18 protein-coding genes are annotated in these 19,235 nt (G+C 33.8%); 15 read left to right on the forward strand and 3 right to left on the reverse strand.

Annotation, left to right across the window (positions count from 1 at the left end; genetic code table 11):
- Window positions 1-24: 24 nt before the first annotated feature.
- Window positions 25-657 (reverse strand): ribosome biogenesis GTP-binding protein YihA/YsxC, encoded by a 633-nt coding sequence (gene yihA / locus B4E95_RS08815; RefSeq protein ID WP_084106860.1) that lies wholly within the window; start codon window positions 655-657, stop codon window positions 25-27.
- A 2-nt stretch (window positions 658-659) separates the two neighbouring features.
- Window positions 660-1,442: an alpha/beta fold hydrolase gene (locus B4E95_RS08820; RefSeq protein ID WP_038332809.1), complete on the reverse strand. Its 783-nt coding sequence runs from the start codon at window positions 1,440-1,442 to the stop codon at window positions 660-662.
- 262 nt (window positions 1,443-1,704) lie between these two features.
- Here B4E95_RS08820 and mraZ point away from each other — a divergent pair, with 262 nt between their 5' ends.
- From mraZ to B4E95_RS08895, 15 genes are all read left to right on the forward strand, one after another.
- On the forward strand, window positions 1,705-2,166 hold the full coding sequence (mraZ, locus tag B4E95_RS08825) for a division/cell wall cluster transcriptional repressor MraZ (protein ID WP_291091196.1): 462 nt from the start codon (window positions 1,705-1,707) through the stop codon (window positions 2,164-2,166).
- On the forward strand, window positions 2,159-3,064 hold the full coding sequence (gene rsmH / locus B4E95_RS08830) for a 16S rRNA (cytosine(1402)-N(4))-methyltransferase RsmH (protein ID WP_291091198.1): 906 nt from the start codon (window positions 2,159-2,161) through the stop codon (window positions 3,062-3,064). Before mraZ ends, rsmH begins: the two co-directional genes overlap by 8 nt.
- A gap of 9 nt (window positions 3,065-3,073) precedes the next feature.
- A complete protein-coding gene (locus B4E95_RS08835; RefSeq protein WP_052217625.1) occupies window positions 3,074-3,433 on the forward strand; it encodes an FtsL-like putative cell division protein in 360 nt (119 codons plus the stop codon).
- Window positions 3,411-5,393, forward strand: a complete 1,983-nt coding sequence (locus B4E95_RS08840) for a penicillin-binding protein (protein WP_038332822.1) — start codon at window positions 3,411-3,413, stop codon at window positions 5,391-5,393. Before B4E95_RS08835 ends, B4E95_RS08840 begins: the two co-directional genes overlap by 23 nt.
- Complete coding sequence (locus tag B4E95_RS08845; protein WP_291091200.1) at window positions 5,390-6,853, forward strand: UDP-N-acetylmuramoyl-L-alanyl-D-glutamate--2,6-diaminopimelate ligase; 1,464 nt, start codon at window positions 5,390-5,392, stop codon at window positions 6,851-6,853. Before B4E95_RS08840 ends, B4E95_RS08845 begins: the two co-directional genes overlap by 4 nt.
- Window positions 6,854-6,856: 3 nt before the next feature.
- On the forward strand, window positions 6,857-8,098 hold the full coding sequence (gene mraY / locus B4E95_RS08850; protein WP_125349644.1) for a phospho-N-acetylmuramoyl-pentapeptide-transferase: 1,242 nt from the start codon (window positions 6,857-6,859) through the stop codon (window positions 8,096-8,098).
- A 3-nt stretch (window positions 8,099-8,101) separates the two neighbouring features.
- Window positions 8,102-9,436: a UDP-N-acetylmuramoyl-L-alanine--D-glutamate ligase gene (gene murD / locus B4E95_RS08855; protein ID WP_291091202.1), complete on the forward strand. Its 1,335-nt coding sequence runs from the start codon at window positions 8,102-8,104 to the stop codon at window positions 9,434-9,436.
- Between the two features lie 15 nt (window positions 9,437-9,451).
- Window positions 9,452-10,651 (forward strand): FtsW/RodA/SpoVE family cell cycle protein, encoded by a 1,200-nt coding sequence (locus B4E95_RS08860; protein ID WP_115001740.1) that lies wholly within the window; start codon window positions 9,452-9,454, stop codon window positions 10,649-10,651.
- On the forward strand, window positions 10,623-11,729 hold the full coding sequence (gene murG / locus B4E95_RS08865) for an undecaprenyldiphospho-muramoylpentapeptide beta-N-acetylglucosaminyltransferase (RefSeq protein WP_291091205.1): 1,107 nt from the start codon (window positions 10,623-10,625) through the stop codon (window positions 11,727-11,729). The genes B4E95_RS08860 and murG overlap by 29 nt, the downstream gene beginning before the upstream one ends.
- Window positions 11,729-13,069 carry a UDP-N-acetylmuramate--L-alanine ligase gene (gene murC / locus B4E95_RS08870; protein WP_291091207.1) on the forward strand — a complete coding sequence of 447 codons (1,341 nt, stop codon included), beginning with the start codon at window positions 11,729-11,731 and terminating at the stop codon, window positions 13,067-13,069. Before murG ends, murC begins: the two co-directional genes overlap by 1 nt.
- A gap of 1 nt (window position 13,070) precedes the next feature.
- Window positions 13,071-13,802: a cell division protein FtsQ/DivIB gene (locus B4E95_RS08875; RefSeq protein ID WP_236688178.1), complete on the forward strand. Its 732-nt coding sequence runs from the start codon at window positions 13,071-13,073 to the stop codon at window positions 13,800-13,802.
- Window positions 13,789-15,243, forward strand: coding sequence for a cell division protein FtsA (gene ftsA / locus B4E95_RS08880; RefSeq protein WP_291091209.1), 1,455 nt, complete (start codon window positions 13,789-13,791; stop codon window positions 15,241-15,243). The genes B4E95_RS08875 and ftsA overlap by 14 nt, the downstream gene beginning before the upstream one ends.
- Window positions 15,244-15,298: 55 nt before the next feature.
- Window positions 15,299-17,143, forward strand: coding sequence for a cell division protein FtsZ (gene ftsZ, locus B4E95_RS08885; RefSeq protein WP_291091215.1), 1,845 nt, complete (start codon window positions 15,299-15,301; stop codon window positions 17,141-17,143).
- Window positions 17,144-17,244: 101 nt separating this feature from the next.
- A complete protein-coding gene (locus B4E95_RS08890) occupies window positions 17,245-17,697 on the forward strand; it encodes a GatB/YqeY domain-containing protein (protein ID WP_291091211.1) in 453 nt (150 codons plus the stop codon).
- A gap of 323 nt (window positions 17,698-18,020) precedes the next feature.
- Window positions 18,021-18,542 (forward strand): septal ring lytic transglycosylase RlpA family protein, encoded by a 522-nt coding sequence (locus B4E95_RS08895; RefSeq protein WP_180905147.1) that lies wholly within the window; start codon window positions 18,021-18,023, stop codon window positions 18,540-18,542.
- A gap of 138 nt (window positions 18,543-18,680) precedes the next feature.
- On the opposite strand, the gene B4E95_RS08900 is transcribed toward B4E95_RS08895, so the two are convergent.
- On the reverse strand, window positions 18,681-19,235 hold a 555-nt coding region (locus B4E95_RS08900), incomplete at its 5' end, for a malate:quinone oxidoreductase (protein ID WP_291091213.1).

Consider the following 19,235-nt stretch of genomic DNA (forward strand, 5'->3'; position numbering starts at 1 on the left):
AGTCGGAACAACGTTCCGACTTTTTTAATATTCTTTTTTGTATTGTTCTTTCTTAAACTCGTCTACAAGATGTTCATTCAAACTATCAATGTAGCCTAAGATTTCTAATTTACCAATTTTACTCGAAGCCGAACTTGTAAATATTTTAGGTAATTCTTCCCAAGTTTTTAATAACTCGTTTTTGTAGTGATTCAAGTTTTTTTGCATTTGTGTGCTCGTTAGTTTATCTAATTTTGTAAACACAATCGCAAACGGAATTTGTTTGTTTCCTAACCATTCCATAAACTGTAAATCTATTTTTTGAGGCGTGTGTCGAGAATCAATCAATAAAAAAACATTCACTAAGTTTTTGCGAAACTCAATGTAATCATAAATCATTTTATTGAAACCACCACGAACACCTTTTGGTGCTTTAGCAAAACCATAACCTGGTAAATCGGCTAAATACCATGTGTCATCCATTTCGAATGTATTAATCAATTGAGTTTTACCTGGAGTTGCAGAAGTTTTAGCTAATGCTTTTTTATCTGCTAACATATTGATTAATGACGATTTTCCAACATTAGAACGCCCAATAAATGCGTATTCTGGTTTGAAAGGATCTGGACAATCTGTATATTTTTGCGAACTTTTTACGAATTCAGCTTTTTTAATCATAATTATGCTTTAGTGGCTGGATCTAATTGTTTTTCGATTAGCCATTTGTATAAAATTTCGTTGAATAATTCAGGGTGTTCCATCATTGGAGCGTGCCCGCATTTATCAATCCAAAATAAAGAAGCGTCTGGTAATTCTTCTTCAAATTCTATTGCAACTTCTGGTGGAGTTACATTATCTTGTTTTCCCCAAATCAAACAAACAGGCATTTTGATGTCTTTTAAATCATCTTTCATGTTAGATTTGATTGCGTCTCTTGCGATATATAAAGTTTTGATAGCTTTATTTCTGTCATTTACAGTGTCAAAAACATCATCTACAATTTCTTTTGTCGCGATAGCAGGATCGTAAAAAACTTCACGCGTTTTACGTTCTACATATTCGTAATTACCACGTTTTGGGTAAGTTTCTCCAAAAGATTTTTCGTACAAACCAGAACTTCCTGTTAAACAAAGTGCTTTTACATATTCCGGATGTCTGTGACAAACCATCAAACCAATATGTCCTCCTAAAGAATTTCCAACTAAAATAGCTGGTTCTTTAACGACTTCTTCAATAAAATTTGCAACATGTTTTGCAATATTTTTGATATTAGTATTGATGACAGATAAAGAATATAATGGCAATTCTGGTGCGAAAACCTTATATCCTCTTTGTGCATAATAATTTGTAAGTGAGCTGAAATTGCTAAGTTCACCCATTAATCCATGAAGCAAAACAATTGGTTGTCCCTCTCCTTCTTCTATGTAAGAGAACTTATCTTTTTTCTTTAAGCTAAAAAACATTTACTCGATATTAAGTCGACAAATTTAATTAATTATATTTTTTATTTCGTGGTTTATATGAAAAACTTTAACAATCCATATTAATCACTTATCAAAACAAGGTCTATATAAACATTATTTCTCATTTTATACATGGGGTTTGCGTTAGAAAAAACATAACTATCTGATACTAAATTTTAAATTGTTGATAACTATTTCAATAAAAGTGGTAAAAAATGGTAATTTGTGGTAATATTTTCTTTATTTTTGGAAAAATTCTATCATGAATTCATTAATTGGAACATATGAGTGTAAGGTAGATACAAAGGGTAGGCTCCCAATACCAGTGGGTTTGAAAAAACAACTTGCTGAATGTTTGGAAGATGGCTTTGTGTTGAAAAGATCTGTGTTTCAAAATTGTTTAGAACTGCATCCAATGAAAGAATGGGAAAAAGTGATGAATGATTTGAATAAATTGAATCGATTTGTGAAGAAAAACAATGATTTTATTAGAATTTTTACGGCTGGATTAAAAATTGTCGAAGTTGATGCAAATGGAAGGCTACAGATTTCAAAAGATTTAGTGAAATTTGCAGAAATTAATAAAGAAGTCGTTCTAAATTCTTCTGTAAACATGATCGAGATTTGGGATAAAGACAAATATGAAGAGTCGATTAATGTAGATGATTTAGATTTTGCTTCTTTGGCAGAAGATGTAATGGGAAATTTAGGAGAAGATGAGTGAATATCATAATCCAGTATTATTAAAAGATAGTGTTGATGCGTTAATTATTAACGAATCAGGTATATATGTAGATTGTACGTTCGGGGGTGGAGGACACTCACGTGAAATATTAAGCCGTTTGGATCAAAATGGAAAATTATTTTCATTTGATCAAGATGTAGATGCGGTTTGCAATAAAATTGATGATGATCGATTTGAGTTAGTTGAGCAAAATTTTAGATTCTTGAAAAATAATTTAAGATTTCGTGGAATAAAGCAAGTTGACGGTGTTTTGGGTGATCTAGGAGTTTCTTCTCATCAGTTTGATACACCAGAACGAGGTTTTTCAACTCGCTTTGATGGAGAATTGGATATGCGAATGAATCAGAATGCAAAATTATCTGCCAAAACAATTATTAACGAATACGAAGAAGAAGATCTTGCGCGTGTTTTTTATGATTTTGGAGAATTGCAAGATTCGTATCGTTTGGCAAGAGAAGTTGTGAAAGCAAGAGCTGATAAACAAATCAATACAATTGATGAATTGAAGCAAATTTTTTCATTCATTCCAAAAATGAAAGAAAATAAATTTTTCGCTCAAATGTTTCAGGCATTACGCATCGAAGCAAATGATGAAATGGCTGCATTGAAAGAGATGTTGACGCAATGTGGAGAAGTGATAAAGCCAGGTGGTCGCTTGGTTATTATTTCGTATCATTCGTTAGAAGATCGCTTGACAAAACGCTACATGAAAAACGGAATGTTTGAAGGAGAACCAGAACGTGACGTTTTTGGAAATTGGTCGGCGCCTTTCAAACCTTTACAATCAAAGGTGATTGTGCCAACGCAAGAAGAAATTAATGAAAATCCAAGAGCGCGTAGTGCGAAAATGCGTATTGCGGTTCGTAATGAGGATTAATAAATAGGAATGGCGAAAAAGAAAAAAATATTACCAGAGAAAAAAACTTTTACAGGTTTGTTGAGAGGTGAGTTTTTAATTAAAACTGGCTCAGAACAAAACTGGAAGTTTATGTTGTATCTGGTAGGTTTGGCTTTTTTGAGTATTTCGAGTTCGCATTTAGTTGATAGAAAAGTGGTTCGAATCGCTGAACTGCAAGATAAAGTAGAAGATTTAAAATCTCAATATACAGATAAGCATCGCGATTTGATGCGTATGCAATTAGAAACGGAAATTTTGGAGCGTACGGCAGTGTATGGTTTGAAAATTCCAGATAAACAACCTTATTATATAGTAGACAAAGTTTATGACGAAGTCAGCGAAAAATAAAAACAATATTGTCATCAAAGGATGGGTATTTGCCGGCGCGCTAGCGATTTGGGCCATCTTTATTATTGTTTTTATGTTTCGAATTAATATTGTAGAAGGGGTTGAATTAGAGCGTTTTGCCGAAAAGAATAATTTTAGATTAGATACTGTTACGGCGGAGCGTGGTAATTTATATGCTTCTAATGGCGCATTAATGGCTACAACTGTTACAAAACACAATGTTTATGTGGATTTGACGGTGATCAAAGATGAATTATTCAAAACAGAAATGCACAATCTTGCCGATTCTTTAGGTAAGATGTTTACAAAATCTCCCTCTTATTTTTACGACAAATTTTCTACAGAACGTAAAAAGAAAAATCGTTACATGATGTTGGTGAAAGATTTGGATTATGAGCAATATCAACGCATTAAAAAATTTCCAATCTTTAATAAAGGTCAAAACAAAGGTGGGTTTATTCATGAAACTGAGTCAAAACGAGAATTAATTGTTCAAGACATTGGTGTTCGTACAATTGGTTACGATGATCAACGCGGAAAAGTTGGATTAGAAGGGGCTTATTCTGACTTATTAAGCGGTATTGAAGGTCGTCGTTGGGAGCAATTTATGGGACGTGGAAAATGGAAACCAATGAAAAGTTGGGAGCAAGAGCCTCAAGCAGGTTCATCTGTTTACACAACAATAGATGCCGATTTGCAAATGGTTGCTTATGATGCTTTGTACAAACAGCTTTCTGAATTTGAAGCGCAACACGGAAGTGTTGTTGTGATGGAAGTTCAGACAGGGAAAGTTCGTGCAATTGTGAATTTATCTCGCAAAAAAGATGGAACATATATCGACGATTATAACTATGCGGTTGGTGAAGCTGCAGAGCCAGGATCTACTTTCAAAACGGTTTCGTTGCTAGCTGCAATGGATGATGGTTTTATCAATAAAAATTCGACAGTAGAAACGGGAGGTGGAAGTTATAAATTCTATGGTCGTACGATTACAGATACACACGGTTATGGAACATTGACTGTAGATGGCGTGATGAAAAAATCGTCTAACATTGGTACAGCTAAAATTATAAATAAATATTACGGAGAAAACCCGAAAGCTTTCTTCAAAAAAATGGATAAATGGCATATGACTTCGCCTCTTGGAGTAGATATTCTTGGAGAAGGAAGTCCAATTATGCACCGTCCAGATAGTAAATCTTGGAGTAATATTACGTTACCTGTAATGGGTTATGGATATGGTTTACAGTTAACTCCAATTCAAATTGTGACTTTTTACAACGCAGTGGCAAATAATGGTAAAATGTTGAAACCATTATTTATGGATAAAATCACGCGTAAAGGTGAACCTGATAAAGTTTTCGAACCTGTTGTTTTAGTAGATCAACTAACTTCTTTAGAAAATGTAAAACAGATGCAAGAAATGCTTCGTGGTGCAGTAGAACAAGGAACGGGACGTATTATTAGTAATAGTAATTATGATATTGCTGGTAAAACTGGTACTGCTCGTGTTGATTATTGGAAGCGAGATGGTAAAGGAATGCAATATCGTGCTTCATTTGCAGGATATTTTCCAGCAGAAAAACCAAAGTATTCTTGTATCGTAGTTGTGCACAAACCTAATACAGCCAAAGGGTTTTATGGAGGTAGTGTAACTGCTCCGGTTTTTAAGAAAATTGCCGATTGGGTATATTCAAAAACTCCCATACCTTTGCCACGCGATTTAGTAAAAAAGAACGCGGTGAAAGAGTTTAAAAAAGGAGATGATATTAATGTTAGTAATTCTAAAAATATAGTGCCAAATGTGACTGGTCATACAGGATCTAAAGCAATTCCGGTATTAGAAAATTTAGGTTTAGATGTACAATATTCAGGGTTTGGAAAAGTAACAAATCAATCCATTCCTGCGGGAACAAGATTTAAGAAGGGTGAGACAATTTATTTAATGTTGGAAGGATGAGAAATTTAGTTGATTTATTATATAAAGTTTCCATCTCAGAAACGATTGGTTCAACAAAAGTTGAAGTCAATAATATTCAATTTGATTCAAGAAAAGTATCAAACGATGATGTTTTTGTCGCTGTAAATGGAGTTACAGTTGACGGTCATCAGTATATAGAAAAAGCGACTGGTTTAGGTGCTAAAGCAATTGTTTGCGAAGTTTTGCCAGAAAATTTAGTTGAAGGAGTAACGTATGTGAAAGTTGAAAATTCAACGATTGCATTAGGAATTTTAGCTTCTAATTTTTATGGAAATCCAACAAAAGATTTAAAACTTGTTGGAGTTACAGGTACGAATGGAAAAACAACAACGACAACTTTGTTGTACGAATTGTTTACAAAATTAGGTTATGCTTGTGCATTAATTTCGACGATTAAAATTGTAATTGATGGTGAAGTGATTCCGTCTACCCATACAACGCCAGATATTTTGACATTGAACAAAATGTTTCGCGAAGCGGTAGATAGAGGATGCGAATTTGCTTTTATGGAAGTTTCTTCGCACGGAATTCATCAAAATAGAATTGCTGGTTTGCATTTTGAAGTGGCTGGATTTACGAATATCACACACGATCATTTAGATTATCACAAAACGTTTGCAAATTATCTTGCAGCAAAAAAGAAATTCTTTGACGATTTACCAAAAACGTCTACGGCAATTTCGAATGCAGATGATAAAAACGGAAAAGTAATGCTTCAGAATACAGTTGCTACGAAAAAATTGTATGCGCTAAAAACTGATGCAGATTTTAAAGGAAAAATTATTGAACACCAATTTGATGGAATGCAATTAGAATTCAATGGAAAAGAATTCTGGACATCATTAATTGGTCAATTCAATGCATATAATTTATTATTAGTTTTTGGTGTAGCGTCAATTTTAGGACAAGATGAATTAGAAGTTCTAAAAGCGTTGAGCACACTTGGAAATGTTGATGGTCGTTTTCAAACATTCAAAACAGAATCAGGAATTATCGTAATCGTAGATTATGCACATACGCCTGATGCATTAGAAAATGTTTTGGATACAATAGAAGGAATTCGTACCAAAAATGAAAAACTAATAACAGTTGTAGGTTGTGGTGGAGATCGTGATAAAACAAAACGTCCTGAAATGGCGGATATAGCGAGCGAAAAATCTAATCTTGCTATTTTTACATCAGATAATCCGAGAACTGAAGATGTAGAAGAAATTCTTCGTGAGATGGAAGTTGGTGTAAAAGCGCAATTTTATAATCGCACCTTGAAGATTACAGATCGAAAAGAAGCTATAAAAACAGCACTTAAAATGTCCGAACCAAAAGATATTATTTTGATTGCGGGAAAAGGTCACGAGACGTATCAAGAAATTAACGGAGTAAGAACACATTTTTCTGATGTAGAAGTTGCATCAGAATTGAGTAAAATATTGAACAAATAAAGAATGTTATACTATTTATTTGATTATTTAGAAGGTATCCATTTTCCAGGAGCGCGTATGTTTCAATACACGTCTTTCCGCGCGGGAATGGCAATTTTATTGGCAATGTTCATCAGTTTGTTTTACGGAAAACGAATCATCAGTTATTTACGTAAAGAACAAATGGGCGAAATTGTTCGTGATTTAGGTTTAAAAGGACAAATCGAAAAAGCAGGAACGCCAACAATGGGTGGTTTAATTATCATTTTGGCAACATTAATTCCTACTTTACTTTTTGCGAGATTAGATAATATTTACATTATCATTTTGTTGGTTTCAACAATTTGGTTAGGTGTGATTGGTTTTTTAGACGATTACATCAAAGTTTTTAGAAAAAACAAAGAAGGTTTACAAGGTAAATTTAAAATTTTAGGACAAGTTGGTCTTGGAGTTGTAGTTGGATTAATGCTTTATTTCAGTCCAACAGTTACCGTAAAACATCAAGAAAATAGAGTAAAAACGCCTGTAGGAACAGAACAAACAGAATACAGCCGACAAATAAAATTTGGTCCTGAAGAAAAAACGTTGGAAACAACAATGCCTTTCGTGAAAGGAAATGAATTTAACTATTCTGATATTTTATTTTGGATGGATGCGCAAGATCGACCAACATGGGCGGTTGCAGCGATTTTTATTTTTGCGGTAATTTTTATCATTACAGCAGTTTCGAATGGAGCAAATTTAACAGATGGAATCGACGGTTTAGCAGCAGGTAGTTCGGCTGTGATTATGGCAGCAATCTCGATGTTTGTTTTCGTTTCCGGAAATTTAATGTTCGCCGATTATTTGAACATTATGTTTATTCCGCGTTCAGAAGAAGTCTTGATTTTCTGTGGAGCTTTCCTTGGAGGTTTGATAGGATTTATTTGGTATAATACCTATCCAGCTCAAGTGTTCATGGGTGATACAGGAAGTTTAACAATCGGAGGAATTATTGCTGTTTTGGCAATTATCGTTCGTAAAGAATTATTACTACCAATTTTATGCGGAATATTTTTCGCAGAAAGTTTATCAGTAATGTTACAAGTGTCTTATTTCAAGTACACGAAAAAGAAATTTGGTGAAGGTCGTAGAATCTTTTTGATGTCTCCTCTACATCATCATTTTCAGAAACTAGGTTATCACGAAAGTAAAATCGTGGTACGTGCAATTATCATCGGAATCATTTTAGCGGTAATTAGTATTATTACCTTAAAGATTAGATAAAAAATGAAAAGATTAGTCGTTTTAGGAGGAGGAGAAAGTGGCGTAGGAACAGCTATTCTTGCGAAGAAAGAAAACTTTGATGTTTTTCTTTCGGACATGGGACAAATAAAAGACAAGTATAAACAACTTTTGGAGGAGCACGGAATTGCTTATGAAGAAGGTCAGCACACAGAAGAATTAATTCTGAATGCCGATGAAGTAATGAAAAGTCCAGGTATTCCAAAAAAAGCAGCGCTAATTCAGAAATTAGAAGAAAAAGGAATTTCAATTATTTCTGAAATTGAATTTGCGTCTCGTTATACAGATGCAAAAATTATTGCGATTACAGGATCTAATGGAAAAACAACAACAACAAGTTTGATGTTCCATATCCTAAAGCAAGCTGGATTAAATGTAGGATTAGGTGGCAACATCGGAAAAAGTTTTGCAAAATCTGTAGCTGAAGATAACTTCGATTATTATGTACTAGAAGTAAGTAGTTTTCAGTTAGATGATATCAAAATAGATTTCAAACCGTATGTTGCAATTTTACTGAACATTACACCAGATCATTTAGACCAATACAATTATCAGTTTGATTTGTATGCAAAGGCTAAATTCAGAATTACTGAAAACCAAGATGAAAACGATTATTTTATCTACAATTTGGATGATCCAAAAACAATGGAGATGATTGATAAGATTGATATTCGAGCTCATCGCAAACCGTTCACAATGATGGATGCAACAAATGAAGCATACGCAAACAATGAATTGTTCCGTGTGAACGATTCGAATGGTGATTTTACAATGTTAGTGAATGATTTAGGATTAATTGGTAAACACAATGTTTCTAATTCATTGGCTGCGGCTGTAGCTGCAAAAATTATTGATATCAATAATGAGGAACTAAAAAAGAGTTTGTCTGATTTTAAATCGGTTGAACATCGTTTAGAGCCTGTTTTGACAATTGGAGGAATAGATTTTATCAACGATTCTAAAGCAACAAATGTGAATGCAACATATTTTGCTTTGGAAAGTATGACGAAACCAGTTGTTTGGATTGTTGGAGGAACTGATAAAGGAAACGATTACAACGAAGTTTTACCTTTCGTGAAAAAGAAAGTGAAAGCAATTGTTTGTTTAGGTGTTGATAACGCAAAAATTGTTGATTTTTTCAGTCCATATATCGATACAATTGTTGAAACAAATACAATGAAAGATTGTGTAGAACAATCATATAAATTAGCAACAAAAGGAGAAACGGTTCTTCTGTCACCAGCTTGTGCAAGTTTCGATTTGTTCAAAGGTTACGAAGATCGTGGAGATCAATTTAAAGAAAACGTACGCAAATTATAATAACATAACCAACCAATGTCTAACATCGTACAAAAATATTTTAAAGGCGATAAACCGCTTTGGGCTTTCATTTTATTGTTAGCACTATTTTCGTTCTTACCTGTTTATTCTGCAAGTTCTAACTTGGTGTATACGGTAGGATCGGGAACTATTTTTGGGCATTTAGGTAAGCACGCTGTGATTTTATTAATTGGTTTATTTATCATTTATGGATTACAACGTATTGATTATCGTTGGTTTGGTTTGTTTGCTTTAACAGCTGTTGTTATACTTTCTGGAGTTTTGGCAATAACACTCGTACAAGGACAAACCATTGGAGGTGCAAATGCTGCGCGTTGGTTAACTATTCCAGGGACTGGAATTGGTATTCAGCCTTCGATGATTGCTTCGCAAGCGTTGTTGATTTATATAGCTCGTTATTTGACAAAAAATAGAGACAAAGAATATACGTGGAAAAATACGGCAGTTCCATTATTCTTACCAATTATTGTAATTGTAGGGTTAATCTTTCCTTCTAATGGTTCAACAGCGTTGATGTTAGCTGGAATGTGCGGAATATTGTTGATTATTGGTGGATTTCCATTCAAATATTTATTTACAATTGCCGGGGTAGGTTTAGTACTTGGTGGCGGATTTGTGTGGATGGCTTTATCTCGTCCAGACTTAGTAACAAATTCTCGTGTGCACACATGGATGTCACGTATCGAGAAATTTAATGACGATTCTGGATTAGAAAGTTATCAAGTTTTACACGCAAAAGCTGCAATTGCAAGAGGATTGAATGAAATGGCTGGACCAGGAAAAAGTGTTTTCAAACAAACTTTACCTCAGTCATCATCCGATTTTATCTTCGCTATTATTGTAGAAGAATATGGTGCAATTGGTGCAATTTTATTAATTGGAATTTTCCTTCTGATTTTAATACGGATTTGTATCATCGCATCTAAAATTCATACCGTTTTTGGTACGCTACTTGTATTTGCAGTGGGCTTACCAATTATTATACAAGCAATGGTAAACATGGCTGTAGCGGTTAATTTAATTCCAGTAACAGGGCAACCTTTACCAATGATTAGTTACGGAGGAACATCCATTTGGATGACATGTATTTCGTTCGGAATAATTTTGAGTGTAAGTACTCAGATTAAATCGCAAGAAGAATTAGAACAAGATAGAAAAGTATTAAGTGAAGAATACATCGAAGACATCGCCTAAAGTTTTAATAAGCGGCGGAGGAACAGGTGGACATATTTATCCAGCCATTGCAATTGCAGACGAAATTAAAAGACGTTTGCCAGATGCAAAAATTTTGTTTGTTGGAGCAGAAGGAAGAATGGAAATGCAAAAAGTGCCAAAAGTTGGGTATGACATAAAAGGTTTACCAATTTCTGGATTTGATAGAAGTAACATGAAAGCGAATTTAAAGTTCCCTTTCAAATTGATAAAAAGTTTAAATCTTGCAAAGAAAATCTACAAAGATTTTCAGCCAGATTTAGCCGTTGGTACAGGAGGTTACGCAAGTGGACCAATGTTGTGGGTAGCAGGAAGTAAAAATGTTCCGATTTTATTACAAGAACAGAATTCGTTTCCAGGAGTTACCAACAAAATTTTGAAAAATAAAGCGAGTGCTATTTGTACAGCTTACGAAGGAATTTCACAGTTTCCACAAGAAAAAGTACATTATACAGGAAATCCAATTCGTGCTGAGATTTTTCAAAATTTACCTTCAAAAGCAGAAGCAATTTCAGCTTTTGGATTAGATCCAGAAAAACCAACTATTTTATCAGTTGGTGGTTCACAAGGATCAAGAGCAATGAACAATGCTTGGTTAGAAAACCTTGACGAATTTGTTGCAAGTGGCGTTCAGTTGATTTGGCAAACAGGAAATTTAGATTATCAAAAAATCAAAAATTTGGTTGGCGATAAATATCCAACTATTCATGTAACTGAATTTATTTATAACATGAAAGATGCATATGCAGCTTCGGATATGATTGTTTCTCGTGCAGGAGCAATGGCGATTTCTGAATTGTGTATTGTTGGTAAAGCAACTATTTTGCTTCCATTGCCAACAGCGGCAGAAGATCATCAAACCAAAAATGCACAAGCATTGGTTGAAAAAGATGCAGCGATTATGGTAAAAGACGCAGATGCAAAACAAATTTTAGTCAAAGAAGTAATTGCTTTGTCGAACAATGAAGAATTAAAAAATAAATTATCTCAAAACATTAAGCAACTAGGGAAACCGAACGCGACAAAAGAGATTGTAGATATATTATTGAATTTATTATAATGAATATTTTAGATAAAACATATTATTATTTCATCGGTGCAGGAGGAATCGGAATGAGTGCTTTGGAACGTTTCTTCAAGTCAATCGGAAAAGAAGTTGTAGGTTATGACAAAACACAAACCGAGTTAACAACTGAATTGATTGCTGAAGGAATTGATATTCATTTCGAGGATAACATCGAGTTAATTCCAGCAGGAATTAATGCAGAAAATACGTTGGTAATTTATACGCCAGCGATACCAAAAGATCATTCAGAACTAAATTATTTTTTAGTTAATGATTTTAAAGTTATGAAGCGTTCAGAAGTGTTAGGCGAAATTACCAAACACACATACAATATTGGTGTTGCGGGAACGCACGGAAAAACAACGACTTCGTCTATTTTAGGACATATCCTAAAAGTTGCGAATGTAGAATGTACAGCTTTTTTAGGTGGTATTGCAGAGAATTACGATTCGAATATCATCTTAAATGGTTCTAAATATACAGTTGCAGAAGCCGATGAGTTTGACCGTTCTTTCTTACGTCTTTCTCCAAAATTAGCGATTATCACAAGTGATGATGCTGATCATTTGGATATTTATGGAGAACGTGATGAAGTGAAAAAATCGTTTCAAGAATTTGCAGCAATTGTCGAAGAAAAATTATTTGTTCACAAAGGTTTGCCTTTCGAAGGAGCTTTTACATATGGAGTGGATTTGGATGCAGATTACGATGCGCACAATGTAAGAATTATTGACGGACATTATGTGTTTGATGTAAAAACGCCAAATGGTTCATTAACAGATGTCGGAATTTTATTACCAGGACATCACAATATGGAAAATGCGGTTGCGGCTTTGGCTGTTGCAGATTACATGGGTGTTCCACATGATAAAATTAAAGAAGCTTTATCAACTTTTGTTGGAGTTAAAAGACGTTTTAATCGTTTCGAAGCAAATGGAAAAATTTACATCGACGATTATGCACATCATCCAACAGAATTGAATGCAGCAATTCGTTCAGTTCGTGAACTTTATCCGGGTAAAAAAGTGTTGGGAGTATTTCAGCCTCACTTATTTACACGTACAAGAGATTTCGCAGAAGAGTTTGGACAAAGTTTATCGCAGTTAGATAGTTTGATTTTATTAGACATTTATCCTGCCAGAGAGTTACCAATCGAAGGAATTACTTCAAATTGGTTGCTAGAAAAGGTGAATTTAAATGAAAAAATAGTATCTTCATTAGAAGATAGTTTAGCAAACATCAAAAAACAAGATTTTGATGTATTATTGACTGTGGGAGCAGGAAATATTGATACAATTGTTAAACCAATAAAAGAGTGGTTAAGTGAAGCGTAAATTGAAAATCATAAAAGTGATTTTTGGAGTTGCCTTGCTAATCGGTTTGATTAGTTTTACGGTAATTAAGAATGCTTCGCGTACTGTGAAAAAAATTGACGTGGCGTTTGTTCAGCCAGTTGATAATTATTTTATTAATGATGAATCGATAAGAGAAATTATCAACAAAGATGGAAAAGACATTCTGAAACAATCTCTACGAGAGGTGAATGTAAAAGAAATCGAACAAAAAGTAAGTGAGAGTCCTTTTGTGGATTCTGTACAAGTAAGTAAGGATATCAACGGACATTTACGACTTGACATAAAAGCAAACTCAGCAGTAGCAAGAATAAAGACGCTGAAAAATGAATTTTATTTGACAACAAAAGGCGGGAAAATGCCTTTATCTAAATTAAATTCAGCAGATGTAATCTTAGTTTCTGGTGATGTAAAACCGAATGAATATGAGGATTTGAGTAAATTTGTTCAAGCTTTGAAAGCAGACGATTTATTAAAAAATCACATCATAGCCATTCAAAAAGTGGGACAACGTTCTTTTAATTTAATTGTAAACACAGGAAACTATTATATAGAATTAGGAACTTTAAACAACTTTGAACAGAAGTTACATAATCTAAAATTATTCTATAATCAATACATTGATTTTATAGGAACTGAAGATTATGAAAAATTGAGCTTGAAATTTGTAAACCAAGTTGTAGCAACCAAACGAATAAAAAATGGAGAACAATAGTAAGATTGCAGTTGGCTTAGACATAGGGACTACAAAGATTGTAGCGCTTGTCGGACGAAAAAATGAGAACGGAAAAATCGAAATTCTTGGACACGGACAAGCAAAAAGCTTAGGTGTACACAGAGGTGTTGTAAATAATATTACACAAACCATTAACTCGATAAAAGAGGCAATTGATAAGGCTGAAAGATCATCTGGTGTCAAAATTACTGATGTTACTGTTGGTATTGCCGGACAACATATTCGTAGTTTACAACATAGTGATTACGTTACTCGTACCAATTCAGAAGACGTGATTGATGATACTGATTTAAAGTTATTAACAAATCAAGTTTACAAATTAGTCATGTTACCTGGAGAAGAAATTATCCATGTTCTTCCTCAAGAATTTAAGGTTGATAACGAAGGTGAAATCCGCGAACCAATCGGTATGTACGGAAGCCGTTTAGAGGCTAATTTCCATGTGGTTGTAGGACAAGTTTCATCGATCCGAAATATTGCACGTTGTGTAAAAGCTGCTGGTTTACGTTTGGCAAGTATTACTTTAGAACCAATTGCATCATCTAGTGCTGCGCTTAGCGAAGAAGAAAAAGAAGCTGGTGTTGCATTGATTGATATAGGTGGTGGAACAACGGATATTGCAATTTTTAAGGATAATATTATTCGACACACATCTGTTATTCCGTTTGGAGGAAATGTGATTACAGAAGACATTAAAGTTGGATGTTCTATTATTGGAAAGCAAGCCGAAGCTTTAAAAGAAAAATTTGGTTCTGCTTGGCCAGGAGAAAATAAAGAAACTGAAATTGTATCGATTCCTGGTTTAAAAGGACGCGAAGCAAAAGAAATATCATTAAAAAGATTGTCACAAATTATTCATGCACGTGTGCAGGAAATTTTGGAACAAGTATATTTGGAATTGAAAAACTACGGTTGCGAAGATCAAAACAAAAAATTGATTGCAGGAATCGTTTTAACAGGTGGTGGATCTAAATTGAAACACATTCGTCAGTTAACAGAATATGTAACAGGAATGGATGTAAGAATTGGATACTCTAACGAACATATTGTTGGTGCTAAAGCAGAAGAAATTAGTGGTCCAGAATATGCAACATCTGTAGGTTTATTGATGAAAGGTTTAGAAGAATTAGCGGCGAATTATCAGCACGAAATTTATGAAAAACCAGTAATTAATAACTTAAATAACCAAGAAGAATTAGAAATTGGAATTCAACCAACTCAGCACAAAAAAACTGCAAAAGCAGAAGTTATAGTAGAGGAGGAATCGGTAATCCAAAAACCAAAAAGAGAAGAAATAGTTGACGAATTTTTGGATCAAGAAATTGGTGAAAAGAAAGAAGCTAAATCTAAACCAGAAAAGAAAAATTTCTTTTCGAAATGGACGGATAAATTTATCCAAATGATCAACGAAACTGAATAATAAGAATAAACTAGAATAAATTACGAACCAATTTAATAAGAAGAATATGAGTGATATGTTAACAGGAGATATTGTGTTCAACTTACCAAAGAGCCGATCTCAAGCTATCAAAGTAATCGGAGTAGGTGGTGGAGGTAGTAATGCCGTAAACTACATGTTTGAACAAGGAATTGCAGGTGTAGAATTTGTAATTTGCAATACGGACTCTCAAGCATTAGCAAATAGTCCAGTACCAACAAGAATTCAATTAGGACAAGCAATAACAGAAGGTTTAGGAGCTGGAGCAAATCCTGAGGTAGGAGAGCAATCTGCTATCGAAAGTATGGATGATGTAAAAGCTGTTTTAGACGAAGGAACTAAAATGGTCTTTATTACTGCCGGAATGGGTGGTGGTACAGGAACCGGAGCAGCACCAGTAATTGCTGGTATTGCAAAAGAAATGGATATCTTAACAGTTGGGATTGTTACAGCGCCATTCTTTTTCGAAGGAAGAATGAGGTTGGAACAAGCCGAAAAAGGTATCGAAAAATTAAGACAAAACGTAGATTCATTAATTGTTATCAACAATGATAAATTACGTGAATTATACGGAAACTTAGGTTTCAAAAATGGTTTCTCGAAAGCTGATGAGGTTTTAACAACAGCGGCTAAAGGAATTGCAGAAGTTATTACACAACACTATGCAATGAACATCGATTTACGTGATGCGCGTACAGTACTTAAAAATTCTGGTACAGCAATCATGGGATCTGCGCAAGGTTCTGGTGAAAACAAAGCGAAAGATGCAATTTCTTCTGCTTTAGATTCTCCATTGTTAAACAACAACAAAATTACAGGTGCACGTAACGTATTGTTATTGATTTTGTCTGGTAATAACGAAATTACAATGGATGAAATCGGTATCATCAATGATTACATTCAACAAGAAGCTGGTAATAGTGCAAATATTATCATGGGTATTGGTGAAGACTTAGATTTAGGAGATTCTATCTCTGTAACTGTTGTGGCAACTGGTTTTCCTACAGAAGATCAAGCTTATACAGGAAAAGAGGAACAAAAAATTGTACACACATTAGAGGAAGAGCAACCAATAAATAAAACATTATCAGTTGAGCAACCTTTTGTAAATCGTGTAAAACCAATGACGTTAGACTTTGGTCGTTCTAATGCTTCTCAACAAGCACCACAAACGTCTCAACAAAATCAAACGCCAAAGGCTCCTCAAAATAATTATCGTCAAGCAGATATTAACCAAAGTTTTCAACAACAAACTTATCACAATACGCCAGAAGAATCTTTCGAAGAAAACAATTCTCCAAAGCGTTATGTTTTAGATGATATTGAAGATGAGCCAGTTCAAGAAAGACGTTCTTACGACGATTTCGAACCACGTTTGAAATCTGATTTTAATCGTCCGCAAGAACCAACGAATAATGTAAATAATAATCAAACATATAATTCATATTCTAATCCTGTAGCTTCAGAACAGTCAAATTATCCTCAAAATAATTATGCTGGATACCAAGCTCCAAAGAACGAAGGATATGGAAATGTAGAGCCAATTCAATCTAATATAGCTCATTCTACTGCTCCACAAGCTGAAGAAGTACAGGTTGCTATAGATCCATTTAGTCAACCAATTGAGCAATCAAATGATCCTGAATTAAATAGTATGATTGAAGAGAGAAGAAATCGTTTGAAACAATTTAATTTTAAATTCAACAATACGATGACGAATTCTCAAGTAGACGAATACGAAGCAATTCCTGCTTACAAACGTCAAGGATTGAATTTATCTGATCGTAATGATAATCAATCTTCTGATTTTTCTGTCGGAACAAATCGTAATAACGAAACACAAATTCGTCCAAACAATTTTCTACACGATAACGTAGATTAACAAACGATCACTCGTAAAAAATATTCTTATTATAGAAAAGGTTCATTGCTTTTGCGATGAGCCTTTTTTTGTCTTAAATTTGTAGTCTAAAAGCAAAACAAATGAATTTAGAAACTCAAATAATGGCACAGTTAAAAGAAGCGATGAAAGCTAAAAATACTGTTGCTTTAGAAGCTTTAAGAGCTGTAAAATCTGAATTATTATTAGCAAAAACATCTGGTGCTAACGGTGAATTATCAGAAGATCAAGAAATTGCTTTATTACAAAAATTAGTAAAACAACGTAAAGAAGCTGCTGAACAATTCGAAGCAAATGACCGTGCAGAATTAGCTGAAAAAGAATTGGCGCAAGCAGAAGTTATTCAACAATTTTTACCTGCTCAATTATCAGACGAAGAATTAACAGCTGCAATTACAGAAATTGTTGCAGAGGTTGGCGCAACTTCTCCAAAAGATATGGGAAAAGTAATGGGGGCTGCTGCTTCTAAATTAGCTGGTAAAGCGGAAGGAAAATTAATTTCGGCTAAAGTAAAAGACATTTTAGCTAGTTTATAATTGATTTTTAAATCTTTAAAAATTAAGAAAAGGTAAAGTTTACAAAACTTTACCTTTTTTATTTCTTTATTTGATAAATTTCTTCAAATTATATAAAATGATTATTTATTGATAATCAGTAATATATCCGATTTAAGTAAATAATTGCCAAAAAAATTATGATTACAAGTTTATTTTAACATTAAATTAACAAATCGCTGTAGGCATCTAAATTCGCAAAGCACAAGAGATTTTAGAATTAAAAATCAATCGATTAGAATAATTCTAAATAAGAAGCTGTTTATACCCTTAAATTTGCAAAGTAAATCAGAAATATCTAAAGGATGACGAAAAGCATTACAGCGTTTATAGCAATGTTAATGATTTTTCCAATAGCAAATGCTGATGGTAAAATTTTTAAGGATTCTGGTAATAATGACACAATTATTATGCCAGCTTCTGAGAAAAGATTTAGTAAAGATATTGATAATGATACCATCAAAAAAGATACATTATCAGTTGAAGATGAAAAGTTGGTTGGAGAACTTATCGAGAATAGCGCTCGAAAAATCTCGACAGGAGTTGTTTCTTGGTATGGAGACAAATTCCACGGACGCAAGACAGCTAGTGGTGAAACGTATGACAAACACGAACTAACAGCTGCCCATAAGTCTTTACCATTTGGTACGAAAGTAAAAGTTACGAATATCAGAAATGGTAAATCTGTGGTTGTAGAAATCAACGACAGAGGTCCATACGCTAAATCTAGAGTTTTAGACTTAAGTCAAGCTGCATTCAGCGAAATTGGTCACACCAACACAGGAGTGATGCAAGTTGAATACGAAATTATCAAAAGCGAAGACTAGAAAGACTAAGATGTTCAGAAAAAATTAAAAGGTTTGAGAATTTATTCTCAAACCTTTTTTATGCTCTTAAGTTTAGTGCAAAAAAAAATCCTGATAAATGAATATCAGGATTTATAATTATATGAGGTAAGAAAAATCTTAATCTAAAATTTTAAGCACTTTAGTTGTACGAGCTCTTGATGCTTCAACTAATTCAGCTTGCGCTAAATCTTCTCCGTAAGAAGGAATCATTTCTTTGATCGCTTCGTTCCAGTTGTTTTTCATCAAGTCTGGGAAACATTGTTTCATCAAGTTCAACATTGCGCTAACAGATGTAGATGCTCCTGGAGACGCTCCTAATAAGGCAGACATTGTTCCATCTTGAGATGTTACGATTTCTGTACCAAATTTCAAAACTCCTTTTCCGTCTTGTTTTTCGATTACTTGAACACGTTGTCCTGCAGTTTGTTCGAACCAATCTTCTAATTTCGCCTCTGGGAAATATTCTTGTAATTCTTCTACTTTTTTCGCTTTAGACAACATCACTTGTTCTACCAAGTATTTTGTTAAATCGATATTGTTTAAACCACAATTCATCAAAAATCCTACGTTTCCTAAGTTTACAGATTTGAATAAATCGCAATTAGATCCGTATTTTAAGAATTTTGTTGAGAATGTTGCAAATGGCCCAAATAATAAAGATTGTTTTCCATC

It is taken from the genome of Empedobacter sp. UBA7494 (genome assembly GCF_002478465.1).
In the GTDB taxonomy this organism is placed as follows: domain Bacteria; phylum Bacteroidota; class Bacteroidia; order Flavobacteriales; family Weeksellaceae; genus Empedobacter; species Empedobacter falsenii_B.